The following is a 13,663-nucleotide window of genomic DNA, read 5'->3' on the forward strand; positions in this document are numbered from 1 at the left end:
TGCCACCGGTGCGATGCGGAAGCAGTACCTCGACGGAGCGACGGCGATGTGGCAAGTCAGTGCCTGATCCTCAACGTCCGCCGGAGCTCGACATGAAGGACACCTCCTCACACCGAAACTTCGTTTTCGAGCCGGCGCCGGTGCCGACGCTCGCCGTCGCCGGGCGCGATGCTGTCTTTCCGATCCACCGGATCTACTGCGTCGGACGCAATTTCGCCGATCATGCGATCGAGATAGGTCACGACCCCGACAAGGAGCCACCGTTCTTCTTCCAGAAGAACCCTGACACGATCGTTGCCCTCGGCCAGGACTTCCCCTATCCCGCGATGTCCAGCGACGTACACCACGAAGTGGAACTGGTGGTGGCGCTTGCAAAGGGTGGCCGGGATATCCCGGCGGAGCATGCACTCGACTGCGTATATGGGTATGCCGTGGGGCTCGACATGACTCGACGCGACCTTCAGGGGGAGGCCAAGAAACTTGGCCGGCCCTGGGAAAACGGCAAGGCTTTCGAAGCATCGGCGCCCTGTGGCCCCCTCCATCCGGTCTCCGATGTCGGACATCCGGCGCAGGGAGGATCTGGTTGAAGGTGAACAGCGAGACCCGTCAGGCTGGCGACCTCAACCAGATGATCTGGAAGGTGCCGGAGATGATCGCCTATCTCTCACGCATGTTCGAGCTGAAGGCCGACGACCTCATCTTCGCCGGGACCCCGGCGGGCGTCGGCGCAATCTCCAGGGGCGATGAGATGATCGGATACGTGGAAGGCCTCGACGAGGTGCGTTTCCGGGTGGTGTAGTCCCCACGTCAGCTGGGCGCACGGCCGGTTTTGCCGAGCGCAATCTTCCAACGCAAGGATTTGAGGGGTGGCGATCCCGGCGCGATTCGAACGCGCGACCCCCAGATTAGGAATCTGGTGCTCTATCCTGCTGAGCTACGGGACCATTGCCAGCATCCATACAAAAGGCGCCTGCCGAAGCCAAGCCTTTTCATGGGGCGGGGCAGGCGAGCTTCCGGCTCCGTTCACCGCCGTCAATCAGCGAGGCGTTGTTCCGCCAGCCGCACCCAATAGGAAATGCCGTAGGCGATCGCCTCGTCGCTGAAGTCATAGGCGGGGTTGTGGAGAGGCGCGCTGTCGCCGTTGCCGATGAAGATGAAGGCCCCGGGGCGGTTCCTCAGCATGTAGGCAAAGTCCTCCCCGGCCATCGAAGGCTCCACCTCCAGATCGAGATTGGCCATGCCCACCACCTCCGTGGCTGCCCGTGCGGCGTGTCCGGTTTCGCTATCGTGGTTGATGGTCACGGGGCAATTGCGCTCGTAGTGGATCTCCGCATTCGCATCATGGGCCAGGGTGATGCCGGCGACGATCTGGCGGATGCGCTGCTCGGCGAGATCGCGAACCTCCTCGTTGAGGCTGCGGACGGTTCCGCCGAGCTCGGCACAGTCGGGAATGATGTTGTGGGTCGTTCCCGCCTGGAAGCGGGTCACCGAAATGACGACGGATGCCAGCGGGTCGGCATTGCGCGCGGCAATTGCCTGCAGACTGCCGACGATCTGGGTGCCGACGAGGATGGGGTCGATCGTTCGGTGCGGTTGGGCCGCGTGGCCGCCGCGGCCCCTGACGGTGATGGCGAACTTGTCGGGGGCGGCCATGATGGCGCCCCGACGGATTGCAAATTGGCCGATCGGTATGCCTGGCATGTTATGCATGCCATAGACCTCGTCGATCCGGAACCGCTCCATCAGTCCGTCCTGGATCATCGCCAGCGCTCCGGCGCCGCCTTCCTCGGCCGGCTGGAAGATGACTGCCACGGCTCCGTTGAAGTTGCGGGTTTCGGCAAGGTATTTTGCCGCACCGAGCAGCATGGCGGTGTGGCCGTCATGCCCGCAGGCATGCATGCGGCCGGATATTCTCGAGCTCCACGGCTTGCCCGTCATCTCTTCAAGCGGCAGGGCGTCCATGTCGGCGCGCAGCCCGATCGTCCGTTCGCCCGGTCCCCGGCCGCGGATGATTCCGACGACGCCGGTACCGCCAATGCCGCCAACGATCTCGTCCACCCCGAACTCCTGAAGCCGCGCCGTGACGAACGCGGCAGTGTCGTAAACGTCGTAGAGAATTTCGGGATGCTGGTGCAGATGGCGGCGCCATTCCGTCGCTTCCGCCTGTAGTTCGGCGGCTCGGTTGATGGTCGGCATTCTTTTCCCTTGGGCCATGCATACGAGATCGTGAATCCTCGTCCCACTGCATAGTGGCCGTTGCGATTGACGCAATCAATCTTCTTTGCCATTGCTTGGCCACATAGGCCACCTATGGCCACGCTCGTTTCCGACACAACGAGGTTACCGTCTTGCCGAACAATCGCCCTAGCCTGCCGCGTTTTCCCCGGTTGATGGCATCCGTACTTGCCGTTGTGGTGATCGCGTCGGCGGGTGCTGCACATGCCAATCCGAGCATGGTCGTGGACGTCCGTACGGGCCGGGTGATCGCCCATGAAGAGGCGTTCAGCAAATGGTATCCCGCCTCCCTCACCAAGCTGATGACCGCCTATGTGACCTTCAAGGCTCTAAAGTCCGGCAGGCTGGCGCTGGATACGGAAGTGGTCATGAGCAAGAAGGCCGCGGACCAGCCGGCCAGCAAGATGTATTTCAAGCCGGGCTCGAAGCTCACGCTCGACAGTGCCCTCAAGCTGTTGTTGGTGAAATCCGCCAATGACATTGCGGTGGCCGTCGCGGAGACTGTCGGTGGCACCCTCGACGAGTTCATCGTGATGATGAACTCCGAGGCTGGACGATTGGGGATGACCTCGACCCGATTCATCAACCCGCATGGCCTGCCGGGCAAGGGACAGTATACGACTGCCCGGGACATGGCCGTTCTCGCCATGCAGCTGAAGCGGGAGTTTCCTGAGTATGCCGGATATTTTGCGCTCGAGGGTGTCAGTACCGGCAAGAAGAACTATTCCAATTTCAACATGCTCGTCGGCCGCTTCGACGGCGCTGACGGCATGAAGACGGGCTTCATCTGCGCATCCGGCTTCAATCAGGTGTCGTCGGCGACGCGGAACGGCCGCACCGTCATTTCCGTCGTTCTCGGCTCCGACAGCCTTGCGGGTCGTGCGGACGAATCCGCCGATCTCCTGCAGAAGGGCCTTTCCGCGCCTCAGGGCCAAGGAATACCACTTTCCGCCCTTGCTCCCTATGGTGACACCGCTACCGTCAACGACGTGAGTGCCGAAATCTGCAATCCGCGGGCGGCAAAGGTGCGCAGCGAAGGCCGCGACGATGCCGGGCGGATGATCGTGCATTCTCCTCACATCAAGGAGATGTCGCGGCCGCCGCGCTACAGTTTTGCGGGGCTGATTCCCGGTTCGGAAGTCGCGGCGAGCACCAAGGGCCAGAACGAGATCGCCAATGTGCCGATCCCGCTCCCGCGGCCGACGTTCTGAGCCGAGGCCATGTCTCCTGCTTCCGGCCGCATTCCCGTTTCGATTCTCACCGGCTTTCTCGGCGCCGGAAAGTCGACGCTTCTCAACCGGATCCTGAAGGATCCGGCCATTACCGATACCGCGGTCATCATCAACGAGTTCGGCGAGGTGGGGATCGACAACCTGCTCGTGGAAGCGTCGGGCGACGCGCTGGTTCAACTGTCAGACGGTTGCCTGTGCTGCACGGTACGGGGAGAGCTGGTCGATACACTTGCCTATTTCATGGATGCCATCCAGACCGGAAAGCTGAAGCCGTTGCGGCGGATCGTCATCGAGACGACCGGCCTCGCGGATCCCGCACCCGTCATGCAATCCATCATGGGACACCCGGTCATCGCCCAGAACTTCGAGCTTGACGGCGTCATCACCGTCGTCGATGCTGTGCATGGTCTGGCAACCCTTGACCGGCATGCGGAAGCCGTAAAGCAGGTTGCGGTGGCGGACCGGCTCATCGTCTCGAAGAAGTCGTTGACCGATGCAGCTCGGCTGGAGGCGTTGGAGGCGCGCCTGGCGGGGCTGAACCCGCGGGCGCCTCGAGTGGACGGCGACGCTCCGGAAGCCGCGAGTGCTGCGATCCTCGCCAATGGTCTCTATGACCCTGCGACTAAGAGCCCTGATGTCGGGCGATGGTTGCAGGACGAACTGATGGTCTCTCAAGGGAATGGCCATCATCATCATGACCACGGTGACCACCATCATCATGATGACCATCACCACCACCATCACGACGTCAATCGGCATGGCGAGGACATTCGCTCGTTCTCGCTGGTCAGCGATCGCCCCATAGATCCTGCGGCCATCGACATGTTCGTGGATCTGCTTCGCTCTGCACATGGAGAGAAGCTGTTGCGTATGAAGGCGGTGGTTGCGCTGTCGGACAATCCGGACCGGCCGCTGGTGCTGCACGGCGTGCAGTCCATCTTTCACCCGCCCCAGCGGCTCGATGCCTGGCCGGCAGGCTTGGATCGACGTACGCGCATGGTGCTGATCACGCAGGGGCTGTCGGAAGAGTTCGTGTCGGATCTCTTTGCCGCCTTCACCGGCCAACCGCGCGTTGACCGTCCCGATCGTGCCGCGCTTGAAGACAATCCGTTGGCCGTCCCTGGACTGCGGATGTAACGGTTGCCTCCCCGGTCATCCCTTCCGGATGCAGAAGCGGTGGCCGTCTTCGGTTGTTTCCGACTGCAGCAGTTCGTGGCCTTCCTCCCGGCAGAAGTGCGGAATGTCGATGCCGGCCAAGGGGTCGCTCGTTTTGATGATAAGCTCGTCGCCAGAGCGCATCGACTTCAGCCGCCGGCGGGTCTTGAGCACCGGAAGAGGGCATTTGAGACCCCGCAAGTCATAGGCGGAGTCCAGCGTCCCCGACGTCATTCCTGCGACCAAAACTTCCAGAAGGGCCGTTTCTTGCTGTCCGAAACCGGCGGGGCAGCATAGGCCATCGGATTCTGGACCGGGATCGGCACCGTGGTGGACGAAGCATCGGCCGTGGCCGTCGGCTCTGCAGTCGGGGCGGCCCCTGCCATTTCGCTCTGCTGGCGCGGCAGGCGGTCCTGCTTCATACGCTCCGCCGCCGTTGCCGGACGGGCGGACGTCGAGGCAAGCATGGTCGTTGCGGGTTTGTTTTCCGGCGCCGTGCGCTTCGCCATCAGCGCCTCGAACTCCTCGCGCTTCATCAGCTTGCCGGCTTCGAGAGAGGTACCGGTCGGGGCATAGGCAATGTCCCGGCCCTTGCGCTTCTCGGCAACCACGGCCTTTCGCTCGGCTTCAGAGGGCTCGTACCAGACCATGCCGTCAAGCTTCTTGACGGCCTTCGTATAGGCTACATCGTAGCTCTGCTGATGGGATGCGAGAGCGGCCATCAAGCCCGGGGGTGTCGACATCGGCGGGCAGGCTGCCGCTGCGTTGAAGGTCGCTGCGCCCTCGACCTGCTGGTTGAAGACGTACTTTTTCTCGCAGACATTCACCTCGGGGGGACGCTTCGTCACCTCGAAGTTGTCGTAGCCGGTCTTCAGCATCTGCCAGAAGTCGTAGTGCTCGCTGCCCCGGTGGCGGGCCATGTTTTCCGCCGTCATCCGGAAGGGAAAGGCCTGCAGTTGCACGGCGGACTGACCACCCTTGAAGGCGTCGCGCGCAAAGGCATAGATTTCCAGAACCTGCTCGTCCGTCATCGAATAGCATCCGGACGAGGAGCAGGCGCCGTGGATCATCAGGTTGGAACCGGTCCGGCCGTTGACCTGGTCATAGCGGTTCGGGAAGCCGGTATTGATGGCGAGGAAGTACTTGGAGTTCGGATTGAGATGCGCCGGCGTCAGGTTGTAGAAGCCTTCGGGTGCCTGCCTGTCGCCTTCCTTCTTCTTCGGGCCCAGCTTTCCCGACCACGCGCAGATCTGGTAGCTCGAGATCATGTCGAAACGGTTGTCGGCTTTCGCCTTCCAGACCTCCAGGACACCTTCTTCCTTGAAGATGCGGATCATGATCGGCGACGTGCGCGGCATGTTCTTCTTCTGCATCTCAGCGACAATGCGCGAGGGCAGGGGGTGTTCGACCTTGTTCTTGATCTTGGACACGTCGACGGAATCGAGAGTGTCATTGCAGCCTGCAAGGGCAGTCGCGAGTGCGAGAGCGAGAGCGATGTTTTTCAGGCGCATCGGCATAGGACCACGTGACTGTGTATTGCGGACATAAGTATCTGCGTAACAGCAGCGATAATGAAGCGGTAATCTTTACATCTTCTTAACCGCTCGTCCCCGTCTGTATAGCAAAACTGCGGCTAAGTGCCACCCTGATCAGCAATGTGGCCAAATTGAGCTAAGACAGCACCCTTCAGAGGTTACGGCCGATCTGCAGGAACTTCTGGCGCCGTGCGGCGCGCACCTCGTCCCCCGAGAGCTTGCCGAGTTCTGCCAAGGCCCCCTCGATGACATTTCCGGTAGACGTGATAACCGTTTGCGGATCCCTGTGAGCGCCGCCGACGGGCTCGGGGATAATGTCGTCGATGATGCCCAACTCCTTAAGGTCTTCCGCCGTGATCCGCATATTGGTGGCGGCTTCCTTGGCACGGGTCGAATCCCGCCACAGGATGGATGCCGCACCTTCGGGCGAAATCACCGAATAGATCGCGTTCTGGAGCATGTAGACGCGATTGCCTGTCGCAATGGCAATGGCTCCGCCGGAGCCGCCCTCGCCGATGACGACCGAGACCATGGGAACGCGCACTGCAAGACACATTTCGGTGGAACGGGCGATTGCTTCCGCCTGTCCACGTTCCTCCGCCCCGACACCCGGATAGGCGCCTGCGGTGTCTACCAGCGAGATGATCGGCAGGCCGAAACGGTCGGCCATTTCCATGACGCGTATCGCCTTGCGATAGCCTTCAGGACGAGGGCTGCCGAAATTGTGCTTGAGGCGGCTCTTCGTGTCGTGGCCCTTTTCCTGGCCGATCACGGCGACAGGCTGTCCGCGAAAGCGTGCAAGGCCGGCCTGGATTGCCGCATCCTCGCCGAAACCCCGATCCCCGGCGAGCGGCGTAAAGTCAGTCAGCAGATGCGACGCATAATCGACGAAATGCGGGCGCTGGGGATGACGCGCCACCTGGGTCTTCTGCCAGGCGTTCAGCTTCGAATAGATCTCTTCGGTCGCTTCGCGAACGCGTCCCTCAAGCCTTGCTATTTCTTCGGACGTATCGATGCTCTCGTCTTCAGCGGCAAGCTTCTTCAGTTCGTGGATCTTCCCCTCGAGGTCTGAGATAGGCTTTTCGAAGTCGAGATAAGTCTGCATGAGATCCGTGTTCCGATCATTCTGGCTTGGCGGCGGCCTTCTATTCCCGGTTTTCGCCGGTTTTTGCAAGGGGGTGGTGCGTCTGCACCAGTTGCCTCAGCCGTTCCTCGAGCACATGAGTGTATATCTGTGTGGTGGAAATGTCGGAGTGACCGAGCAGTTCCTGAACGATGCGCAGGTCCGCTCCATGCTGCAGCAGGTGGCTCGCGAACGCGTGGCGCATGACGTGCGGTGAAATTGCGGCGGCTCTAAGTCCGGCCCGTGCTGCAATTGCCTTCAGGTCGCGGGCAAAGACCTGGCGCGGCAGGTACCCATCCTTTCCCGGCGAAGGGAAAAGCCAGGGGTTGTCGCCTGCTTCCGCCAGTTCCGCCTGCCGGGCCTGTCCGTATCGTTGCAGGACGTCGATCGCGGATTTCGAAAGCGGGACGAGCCGTTCCTTGTTGCCCTTCCCCCGGATGATCAGGAAGCGCCCTTCCTGGCCGAGGACGCGGGCGGGCAGGGACACGAGCTCGCTGACGCGCATGCCGGTGGCGTAGAGGAGTTCGAGCAGGGCCAGCATGCGAAGACGGACATACTGGCCCGGCGATGGATCATCCGCCTCTCGTGCCGCCTGCTCCAGAAGACGCGTAACGGCGTCCTCGCTCATGGTTTTCGGCAGCGTCCTGCGTTTCTTTGGGCTGTCCAGGGTGGATGTCGGGTCGTCGCCCCTCAGTCCCTCGGCATAGAGGAACTTGTAAAACTGCCGCATCGCCGACAGCCTGCGTGCCTGGGAGCTGGGGGCAAATCCCTTTCTCCCGAGGTCCGAGAGGTAGGCGCTGAGATCCCTGCTGCCGGCGGTGACGGGGGAGACCTTCTTTGCCGCCAGAAAGGAATGGAGGTCGTCGAGGTCCCGCTGATAGGATGCAAGTGTGTTGCTGGCGGCGCCGCGCTCTGCGCTCATCATCTCGAGAAAGGCCTCGATGTGGGCGTGAGAGAGGTCGGCCATGGCCGACTATTCCTTGGGGGCGGGGTTCAGGCGCTCCGACGGAACCCGCACGGAGACTTCCCGCTCGCGTGGTTCCACGAGGAGGACGAGGGCCACCATGCTCCCATAGATCACGCCGGCGATGGCCGTCAGGATGAAGAGGAAGCGAAAGAGGGTGGGCATAGATGGACGGCTCCGTACGCACTCCGGTGCGAGCGCGCACTATATGCGTAAACCCTTGCAGTCAGGCAAGCCCGCCGCGAGCAACCTCTTTCGCGGAAGCACGACTTGACGCTGCCGGTCCATTTGTCGATACCGTTGACGAAATGGATAAAGGCCTATGACAGACCTCTTAGCACCCGTCGCGGCGTCCTCGCTTGCGGAACAGGCTCGCGCTGCCCTTGGCAAGCGCAACCTCGTCTTCGTCGGCCTAATGGGGGCGGGCAAGTCGGTGATCGGCAAGATGGTGGCGCAGGCTCTCTCCATTCCCTTCGTGGATACCGACGGAGAGATCGAGAAGGTCTCCCGGATGACGATCGCCGAACTGTTCGCCAGCTATGGTGAGCCCGAATTCCGGGCGCTGGAGGCAAGGGTGATCGACAGGCTGCTGAAGGGCGGACCGCGCGTCATCTCGACGGGCGGAGGGGCGTTCATCAACGACAATACCCGCAGGCTTATCAAGCAGGGCGGCATATCCGTCTGGCTGAAAGCGGACCTCGATGTACTGTGGGAGCGGGTCAACAAACGTGACCATCGGCCGCTCCTGAAGACGGAAAACCCGAAGGCGACCCTCGAGAACCTCATGAATCATCGCTACCCGATTTATGCAGAGGCGGACCTCACCGTGTATTCCGGCAATGTCCGCAAGGAGACCATGGTGACGAACGTTTTGTCTGCAGTTGTCGAACTCGCAGAGAAAGGTCAGGGGAAATGAGTGCTGCAATGCTCAGGCCTGCGGAGGAGCGTATCGTCCACGTCCCCCTCGGGGAGCGTGCCTACGACATCCTGATCGGCCCTGGGCTCATCGGTCGTGCGGGCGGAGAATTCACGGCACGCCTGAAGGGCAGGCGGGCGGCGATCATCACCGACGAGAACGTCGCGTCGCATTACCTGGCACCGCTCATGGACAGCCTGCAGACGGACGGTATCGAGGCCGTCTCGCTGACATTGCCGGCAGGCGAGAAGACCAAGAGCTTCGATAATCTGGCGGCGGTTGCGGATATGGTGCTGTCGGCGAAGATCGAGCGCAACGATGCCGTGATCGCTCTCGGCGGCGGCGTCATCGGCGATCTGGCCGGCTTTGCAGCGGGCATCGTGCGTCGGGGAGTGCGCTTCGTGCAAATCCCGACCTCGCTTCTTGCCCAGGTGGATTCCTCCGTGGGCGGCAAGACGGGCATCAACACGCGCCATGGCAAGAACCTTCTGGGCGCCTTCCACCAGCCCGACCTGGTGCTTGCCGACACAGCCGTTCTCGATAGCCTGTCGCCGCGGGAATTTCGGGCCGGCTATGCCGAGGTCGTGAAGTACGGGCTGATCGACAAGCCCTACTTCTTCCACTGGCTCGAGAAGCACTGGAAGCAGGTCTTCGAGGGTGGCCCGGAACGGAACGAGGCGATCGCCATAAGTTGCCAGGCCAAGGCAGACGTGGTCGTCGAGGACGAGCGGGAGACGGGTCGTCGCGCCCTGCTCAATCTCGGGCACACTTTTGGCCACGCTCTCGAGGCGGCAACGGCCTACGACAGCAGCCGCCTCGTCCACGGAGAGGGCGTCGCGATCGGCATGGTGCTCGCGCATCAGTTCTCCGCCCGGCTGAATCTTGCAAGCCCGGATGACGCGCAGCGTGTTGCCGCGCATCTGTCCGAGGTCGGCCTGCCGACGCGGATCACCGACATCGAGGGCGAACTGCCGCCGACCGATGTTCTCCTGGATGCGATCGCCCAGGACAAGAAGGTCAAGGGCGGCAAGCTCACCTTCATCCTCACCCGCGGCGTGGGGCATTCGTTCGTCGCCGATGATGTGCCGCCATCGGAGGTCGCTAGCTTTCTGGAGGACATGCGATCCTGATGATGGAAACCTTTGTCTCCGTGCTCTCGGAATACTGGCTGACGGTCGTCTCGATCCTCGTTCTGATCGGCGCCTCGGCCTTCTTCTCCGGTTCCGAGACGGCGCTTACGGCAGCCTCTCCGGCGAGAATGCACACGCTCGAGGCGAACGGCGATCAACGGGCCGGTGTGGTCGCCTCCCTGATCCGGCGTCGCGACCGCCTGATCGGTGCACTTCTGATCGGCAACAACCTGGTAAACATCCTGGCATCGTCGCTCGCCACCAGTCTCTTCCTCGGCCTCTTCGGAGATTCGGGTGTGGCGTTCGCCACGCTTCTGATGACGGTCCTGCTGGTGATCTTCTCGGAAGTGCTTCCCAAGAGCTGGGCAATCTCCTCACCCGACCGCTTCGCGATGGTGGTGGCTCCGGTGGTGCGTCTCTTCGTGGTCGTGGTCGGTCCCCTCTCCAGCGGGGTCAACGCCCTCGTCCGCGGGCTACTCTCCCTGGTGGGGATCAACCTCTCGAGCGAAGGCTCCATGCTCTCCGCCCACGAGGAGCTCCGGAGTGCTCTCGACCATCTTCACCGCGAGGGCGGCTTCAAGAAGGCGGATCGCGACCGTGTCGGCGGGCTGCTCGATCTGGAGGAGCTCGAAGTCTCCGACGTCATGAAGCATCGTACCGTCATGAGGGCCGTCAATGCCGACGATCCGCCTGAGGTGGCGGTTAGGACGGTTCTGGAGAGTCCGTTTACCCGCATGCCGGTCTGGCGGAACTCGACGGAGAACATCATCGGCGTCGTCCATGCCAAGGATCTCCTGCGGGCGCTGGCGGAGCCGAATGTCGAGCCGGAGAACCTGGATATCGTCAAGATCGCCCAGAAGCCGTGGTTCGTCCCGGACAGCACGACGCTGAAGGACCAGCTCAACGCATTTCTTCGCCGCAAGGTCCACTTCGCCGTTGTCGTGGACGAGTATGGGGAAGTGCAGGGAATCGTCACGCTCGAGGACATCCTGGAAGAAATCGTCGGAGACATATCCGATGAGCACGACCTGGAGATCGAAGGCGTGCGGCAGGAGGCCGATGGCTCTATCATCGTCGACGGATCGGTCCCGATCCGCGACCTGAACCGGGCGCTCGACTGGAACCTGCCCGACGACGAGGCAACCACGATCGCGGGCCTGGTGATCCACGAATCGAAGCTGATCCCGCGGGAGCGGCAGGCCTTCACCTTCTACGGCAAGCGCTTCATCATCATGAAGCGCGAGAAAAACCGGATTACCCGCCTGAGGATCCGACCGGCGGAAGTGAACCTTCCCGCCGAATGAGGCTTACCACCGTCGGGGCTCTCCCGGTGCTGCGGCCTCGATCGCCAGGGCGTGCAGTCCGGCATCCAGCACGGGCTTCAAGAGGTCGTTGACGGCCCGGTGGCGCTGCAGCCGGCTCATGCCGCCGAACTGCGTGGCGACGATCCTGACCCGCATGTGCGTTTCTCCGGCGCCGTCGAAACCCGGCTGATGGCCCGCATGCTGATGGCTTTCGTTGATGACCTCGATCTGCTCCGGATGCAGCCCGTCCTGGAGGAGTGATTCGATCTGGGCTTTGATGGACATATCGCCTCCGAGACAGGGAAAGGGGGCTACCCAGAAACCAGCAAGAAACCGCTTTGTCAATTCTTGTAGCGCCTCTGCCCGAACCCCATAATGACCCCGTATGAAACTCGACTCCAAATACTTCGATCGCATTCGCACGCGCCGGAAGCCGCAGCAGGAAACTGCCGTGGAGGCGCCGGTGTGTCAGTGGGATGGATGCGACAAGCCCGGCGTTCACCGGGCGCCGGTCGGGCGCAATGCCGAGGGGCAGTTCTTCCTGTTCTGCTTCGAGCATGTGAAGGACTACAACAAGGGCTACAACTATTTCTCGGGCCTCTCCGATAGCGAGATCGCCCGCTACCAGAAGGAAGCGATAACGGGCCACCGACCGACCTGGACGATGGGGGTGAACAAGGCATCGAAGACTGCGCCGCTTCACTCGACCATGCGTTCCGGCTCAGCCGCCTCACACAACAGGATTAAGGATCCCTTCGGCTTCGTGGCCCAGGGAGAGAGCTCGCGGCCCCGCCCGCAGGCCCGCAAGCTGAAGACGTTAGAGGCGAAGGCCTTCGATACGCTGGACCTCACAGCAAGCGCCACGTCCGACGAGATCAAGAGCCGCTACAAGCAATTGGTCAAGAAGCACCACCCGGACGCCAATGGCGGCGACCGAGGTTCCGAGGAACGTTTTCGCGCCGTAATCCAAGCATATCAGTTGTTGAAGCAAGCCGGTTTCTGCTAAGCGATACAACGAATGGCAGAGGCTATGGCGGCCGGGCGGTGGCTCGCGCCTTGGAGAGATAATGAGCAAGATCGATCTGGATATTTCGAACCTTCCCGACACGTCAGTCTCGGTCCGGGAGGTCTTCGGCATCGACACCGACATCAGGGTGCCGGCCTATAGCAGCGGCGACCCCTATGTTCCCGACCTAGACCCCGACTACCTCTTCGATCGCGACACGACGCTCGCCATCCTCGCCGGTTTTGCGCACAACCGACGCGTCATGGTCTCCGGCTATCACGGTACCGGCAAGTCCACGCATATCGAGCAGGTCGCAGCGCGCCTCAACTGGCCGTGCGTGCGCGTCAACCTGGACAGTCATGTCAGCCGTATCGATCTCGTCGGCAAGGACGCGATCGTCCTCAAGGATGGCAAGCAGGTCACCGAGTTCAAGGACGGCATCCTGCCCTGGGCGTACCAGCACAATGTCGCGCTCGTCTTCGACGAATATGATGCGGGCCGCCCGGACGTCATGTTCGTCATCCAGCGCGTTCTGGAATCCTCGGGCCGCCTGACGCTTCTCGACCAGAGCCGGGTCATTCGCCCTCATCCAGCCTTCCGCCTGTTCGCCACCGCCAACACGGTCGGCCTTGGCGACACGACCGGCCTCTATCACGGCACGCAGCAGATCAACCAGGCGCAGATGGACCGCTGGTCGATCGTCACGACGCTGAACTACCTGCCGCACGACAAGGAAGTGGACATCGTTGCCGCCAAGGTGAAGAGCTTCGGCAAGACGGCCGAGGGCCGTGAGACGGTCTCCAAGATGGTGCGCGTCGCAGATCTCACCCGCTCCGCCTTCATAAACGGCGATCTTTCGACGGTCATGAGTCCGCGTACGGTCATCACCTGGGCGGAGAATGCCGAGATCTTCGGTGACGTGGCCTTCGCCTTCCGGATCACCTTCCTCAACAAGTGTGACGAACTTGAGCGGACGCTAGTCGCGGAGCAGTACCAGCGTGCTTTCGGTGTCGAGCTGAAGGAGAGCGCGGCGAATATCGTGCTCGGAGCCTGAGGCAGGATC

General features: G+C 62.1%; 14 protein-coding genes, 1 tRNA gene and 1 pseudogene. 8 read left to right on the forward strand and 8 right to left on the reverse strand.

The genetic code is table 11. The features are described 5' to 3' along the window. The first annotated feature begins 92 nt into the window (after positions 1-92). Positions 93-799: pseudogene (locus tag ACEPP2_RS09040) on the forward strand (fumarylacetoacetate hydrolase family protein). Positions 800-867: 68 nt separating this feature from the next. Here the strand turns inward: ACEPP2_RS09040 and ACEPP2_RS09045 are convergent. Further along, positions 868-944 (reverse strand) — tRNA-Arg (locus ACEPP2_RS09045). An 88-nt stretch (positions 945-1,032) separates the two neighbouring features. Further along, positions 1,033-2,196 carry a M20 aminoacylase family protein gene (locus ACEPP2_RS09050; protein ID WP_395516379.1) on the reverse strand — a complete coding sequence of 388 codons (1,164 nt, stop codon included), beginning with the start codon at positions 2,194-2,196 and terminating at the stop codon, positions 1,033-1,035. A gap of 194 nt (positions 2,197-2,390) precedes the next feature. On the opposite strand from ACEPP2_RS09050, the gene ACEPP2_RS09055 reads away from it, so the two are divergent. Further along, complete coding sequence (locus tag ACEPP2_RS09055) at positions 2,391-3,446, forward strand: D-alanyl-D-alanine carboxypeptidase family protein (protein ID WP_077549383.1); 1,056 nt, start codon at positions 2,391-2,393, stop codon at positions 3,444-3,446. 9 nt (positions 3,447-3,455) lie between these two features. Next, entirely contained in the window at positions 3,456-4,604 is a 1,149-nt protein-coding gene (locus ACEPP2_RS09060; protein ID WP_395516380.1) for a CobW family GTP-binding protein, read from the forward strand. 15 nt (positions 4,605-4,619) lie between these two features. Here the strand turns inward: ACEPP2_RS09060 and ACEPP2_RS09065 are convergent, their stop codons facing one another. The 5 genes from ACEPP2_RS09065 to ACEPP2_RS09085 all read right to left on the reverse strand — a co-directional run bounded on the left by ACEPP2_RS09065 (position 4,620) and on the right by ACEPP2_RS09085 (position 8,409). Beyond that, entirely contained in the window at positions 4,620-4,856 is a 237-nt protein-coding gene (locus tag ACEPP2_RS09065; RefSeq protein ID WP_395516381.1) for a sulfurtransferase TusA family protein, read from the reverse strand. Then, the gene (locus tag ACEPP2_RS09070) at positions 4,853-6,133 is read right to left on the reverse strand and encodes a L,D-transpeptidase family protein (protein WP_395516382.1); all 1,281 of its coding nucleotides are present in this window, start codon (positions 6,131-6,133) and stop codon (positions 4,853-4,855) included. Before ACEPP2_RS09070 ends, ACEPP2_RS09065 begins: the two co-directional genes overlap by 4 nt. Positions 6,134-6,308: 175 nt before the next feature. Further along, positions 6,309-7,262 (reverse strand): acetyl-CoA carboxylase carboxyltransferase subunit alpha, encoded by a 954-nt coding sequence (locus tag ACEPP2_RS09075; protein WP_395516383.1) that lies wholly within the window; start codon positions 7,260-7,262, stop codon positions 6,309-6,311. A gap of 40 nt (positions 7,263-7,302) precedes the next feature. Continuing rightward, positions 7,303-8,247 carry a site-specific tyrosine recombinase XerD gene (gene xerD / locus ACEPP2_RS09080; protein WP_395516384.1) on the reverse strand — a complete coding sequence of 315 codons (945 nt, stop codon included), beginning with the start codon at positions 8,245-8,247 and terminating at the stop codon, positions 7,303-7,305. Between the two features lie 6 nt (positions 8,248-8,253). Then, on the reverse strand, positions 8,254-8,409 hold the full coding sequence (locus tag ACEPP2_RS09085) for a hypothetical protein (protein ID WP_172973680.1): 156 nt from the start codon (positions 8,407-8,409) through the stop codon (positions 8,254-8,256). A 157-nt stretch (positions 8,410-8,566) separates the two neighbouring features. Between ACEPP2_RS09085 and ACEPP2_RS09090 the strand changes: the two genes are divergently transcribed. The 3 genes from ACEPP2_RS09090 to ACEPP2_RS09100 are packed head-to-tail and all read left to right on the forward strand — an operon-like array spanning position 8,567 to position 11,594. After that, the gene (locus ACEPP2_RS09090; RefSeq protein ID WP_052640333.1) at positions 8,567-9,160 is read left to right on the forward strand and encodes a shikimate kinase; all 594 of its coding nucleotides are present in this window, start codon (positions 8,567-8,569) and stop codon (positions 9,158-9,160) included. Then, entirely contained in the window at positions 9,157-10,290 is a 1,134-nt protein-coding gene (gene aroB, locus ACEPP2_RS09095; protein WP_077549388.1) for a 3-dehydroquinate synthase, read from the forward strand. The genes ACEPP2_RS09090 and aroB overlap by 4 nt, the downstream gene beginning before the upstream one ends. Beyond that, the gene (locus ACEPP2_RS09100) at positions 10,290-11,594 is read left to right on the forward strand and encodes an HlyC/CorC family transporter (protein ID WP_052640331.1); all 1,305 of its coding nucleotides are present in this window, start codon (positions 10,290-10,292) and stop codon (positions 11,592-11,594) included. The genes aroB and ACEPP2_RS09100 overlap by 1 nt, the downstream gene beginning before the upstream one ends. Positions 11,595-11,597: 3 nt before the next feature. Here the strand turns inward: ACEPP2_RS09100 and ACEPP2_RS09105 are convergent, their stop codons facing one another. Next, positions 11,598-11,879 (reverse strand): BolA family protein, encoded by a 282-nt coding sequence (locus ACEPP2_RS09105; protein WP_152341814.1) that lies wholly within the window; start codon positions 11,877-11,879, stop codon positions 11,598-11,600. A gap of 100 nt (positions 11,880-11,979) precedes the next feature. Between ACEPP2_RS09105 and ACEPP2_RS09110 the strand changes: the two genes are divergently transcribed. Both ACEPP2_RS09110 and cobS read left to right on the forward strand, forming a co-directional pair. Then, complete coding sequence (locus ACEPP2_RS09110) at positions 11,980-12,600, forward strand: J domain-containing protein (protein ID WP_077549391.1); 621 nt, start codon at positions 11,980-11,982, stop codon at positions 12,598-12,600. Positions 12,601-12,661: 61 nt separating this feature from the next. Beyond that, positions 12,662-13,654 (forward strand): cobaltochelatase subunit CobS, encoded by a 993-nt coding sequence (gene cobS, locus ACEPP2_RS09115; protein WP_077549392.1) that lies wholly within the window; start codon positions 12,662-12,664, stop codon positions 13,652-13,654. The last annotated feature ends 9 nt before the right edge of the window (positions 13,655-13,663 follow it).

The sequence above is a fragment of the Pseudorhizobium flavum genome (assembly GCF_044142885.1).
Lineage (GTDB): Bacteria > Pseudomonadota > Alphaproteobacteria > Rhizobiales > Rhizobiaceae > Neorhizobium > Neorhizobium flavum.

Bases quoted from the DNA above. Each gene is read 5' to 3' on its own strand.
- ACEPP2_RS09090 (WP_052640333.1), top strand. From the start codon at position 8,567: ATGACAGACCTCTTAGCACCCGTCGCGGCGTCCTCGCTTGCGGAACAG.
- cobS (WP_077549392.1), top strand. From the start codon at position 12,662: ATGAGCAAGATCGATCTGGATATTTCGAACCTTCCCGACACGTCAGTC.
- aroB (WP_077549388.1), top strand. From the start codon at position 9,157: ATGAGTGCTGCAATGCTCAGGCCTGCGGAGGAGCGTATCGTCCACGTC.
- ACEPP2_RS09060 (WP_395516380.1), top strand. From the start codon at position 3,456: ATGTCTCCTGCTTCCGGCCGCATTCCCGTTTCGATTCTCACCGGCTTT.
- ACEPP2_RS09105 (WP_152341814.1), bottom strand. From the start codon at position 11,879: ATGTCCATCAAAGCCCAGATCGAATCACTCCTCCAGGACGGGCTGCAT.
- ACEPP2_RS09070 (WP_395516382.1), bottom strand. From the start codon at position 6,133: ATGCGCCTGAAAAACATCGCTCTCGCTCTCGCACTCGCGACTGCCCTT.
- ACEPP2_RS09075 (WP_395516383.1), bottom strand. From the start codon at position 7,262: ATGCAGACTTATCTCGACTTCGAAAAGCCTATCTCAGACCTCGAGGGG.
- ACEPP2_RS09055 (WP_077549383.1), top strand. From the start codon at position 2,391: ATGGCATCCGTACTTGCCGTTGTGGTGATCGCGTCGGCGGGTGCTGCA.
- ACEPP2_RS09050 (WP_395516379.1), bottom strand. From the start codon at position 2,196: ATGCCGACCATCAACCGAGCCGCCGAACTACAGGCGGAAGCGACGGAA.
- ACEPP2_RS09065 (WP_395516381.1), bottom strand. From the start codon at position 4,856: ATGACGTCGGGGACGCTGGACTCCGCCTATGACTTGCGGGGTCTCAAA.
- ACEPP2_RS09110 (WP_077549391.1), top strand. From the start codon at position 11,980: ATGAAACTCGACTCCAAATACTTCGATCGCATTCGCACGCGCCGGAAG.
- ACEPP2_RS09100 (WP_052640331.1), top strand. From the start codon at position 10,290: ATGATGGAAACCTTTGTCTCCGTGCTCTCGGAATACTGGCTGACGGTC.
- xerD (WP_395516384.1), bottom strand. From the start codon at position 8,247: ATGGCCGACCTCTCTCACGCCCACATCGAGGCCTTTCTCGAGATGATG.
- ACEPP2_RS09085 (WP_172973680.1), bottom strand. From the start codon at position 8,409: ATGCCCACCCTCTTTCGCTTCCTCTTCATCCTGACGGCCATCGCCGGC.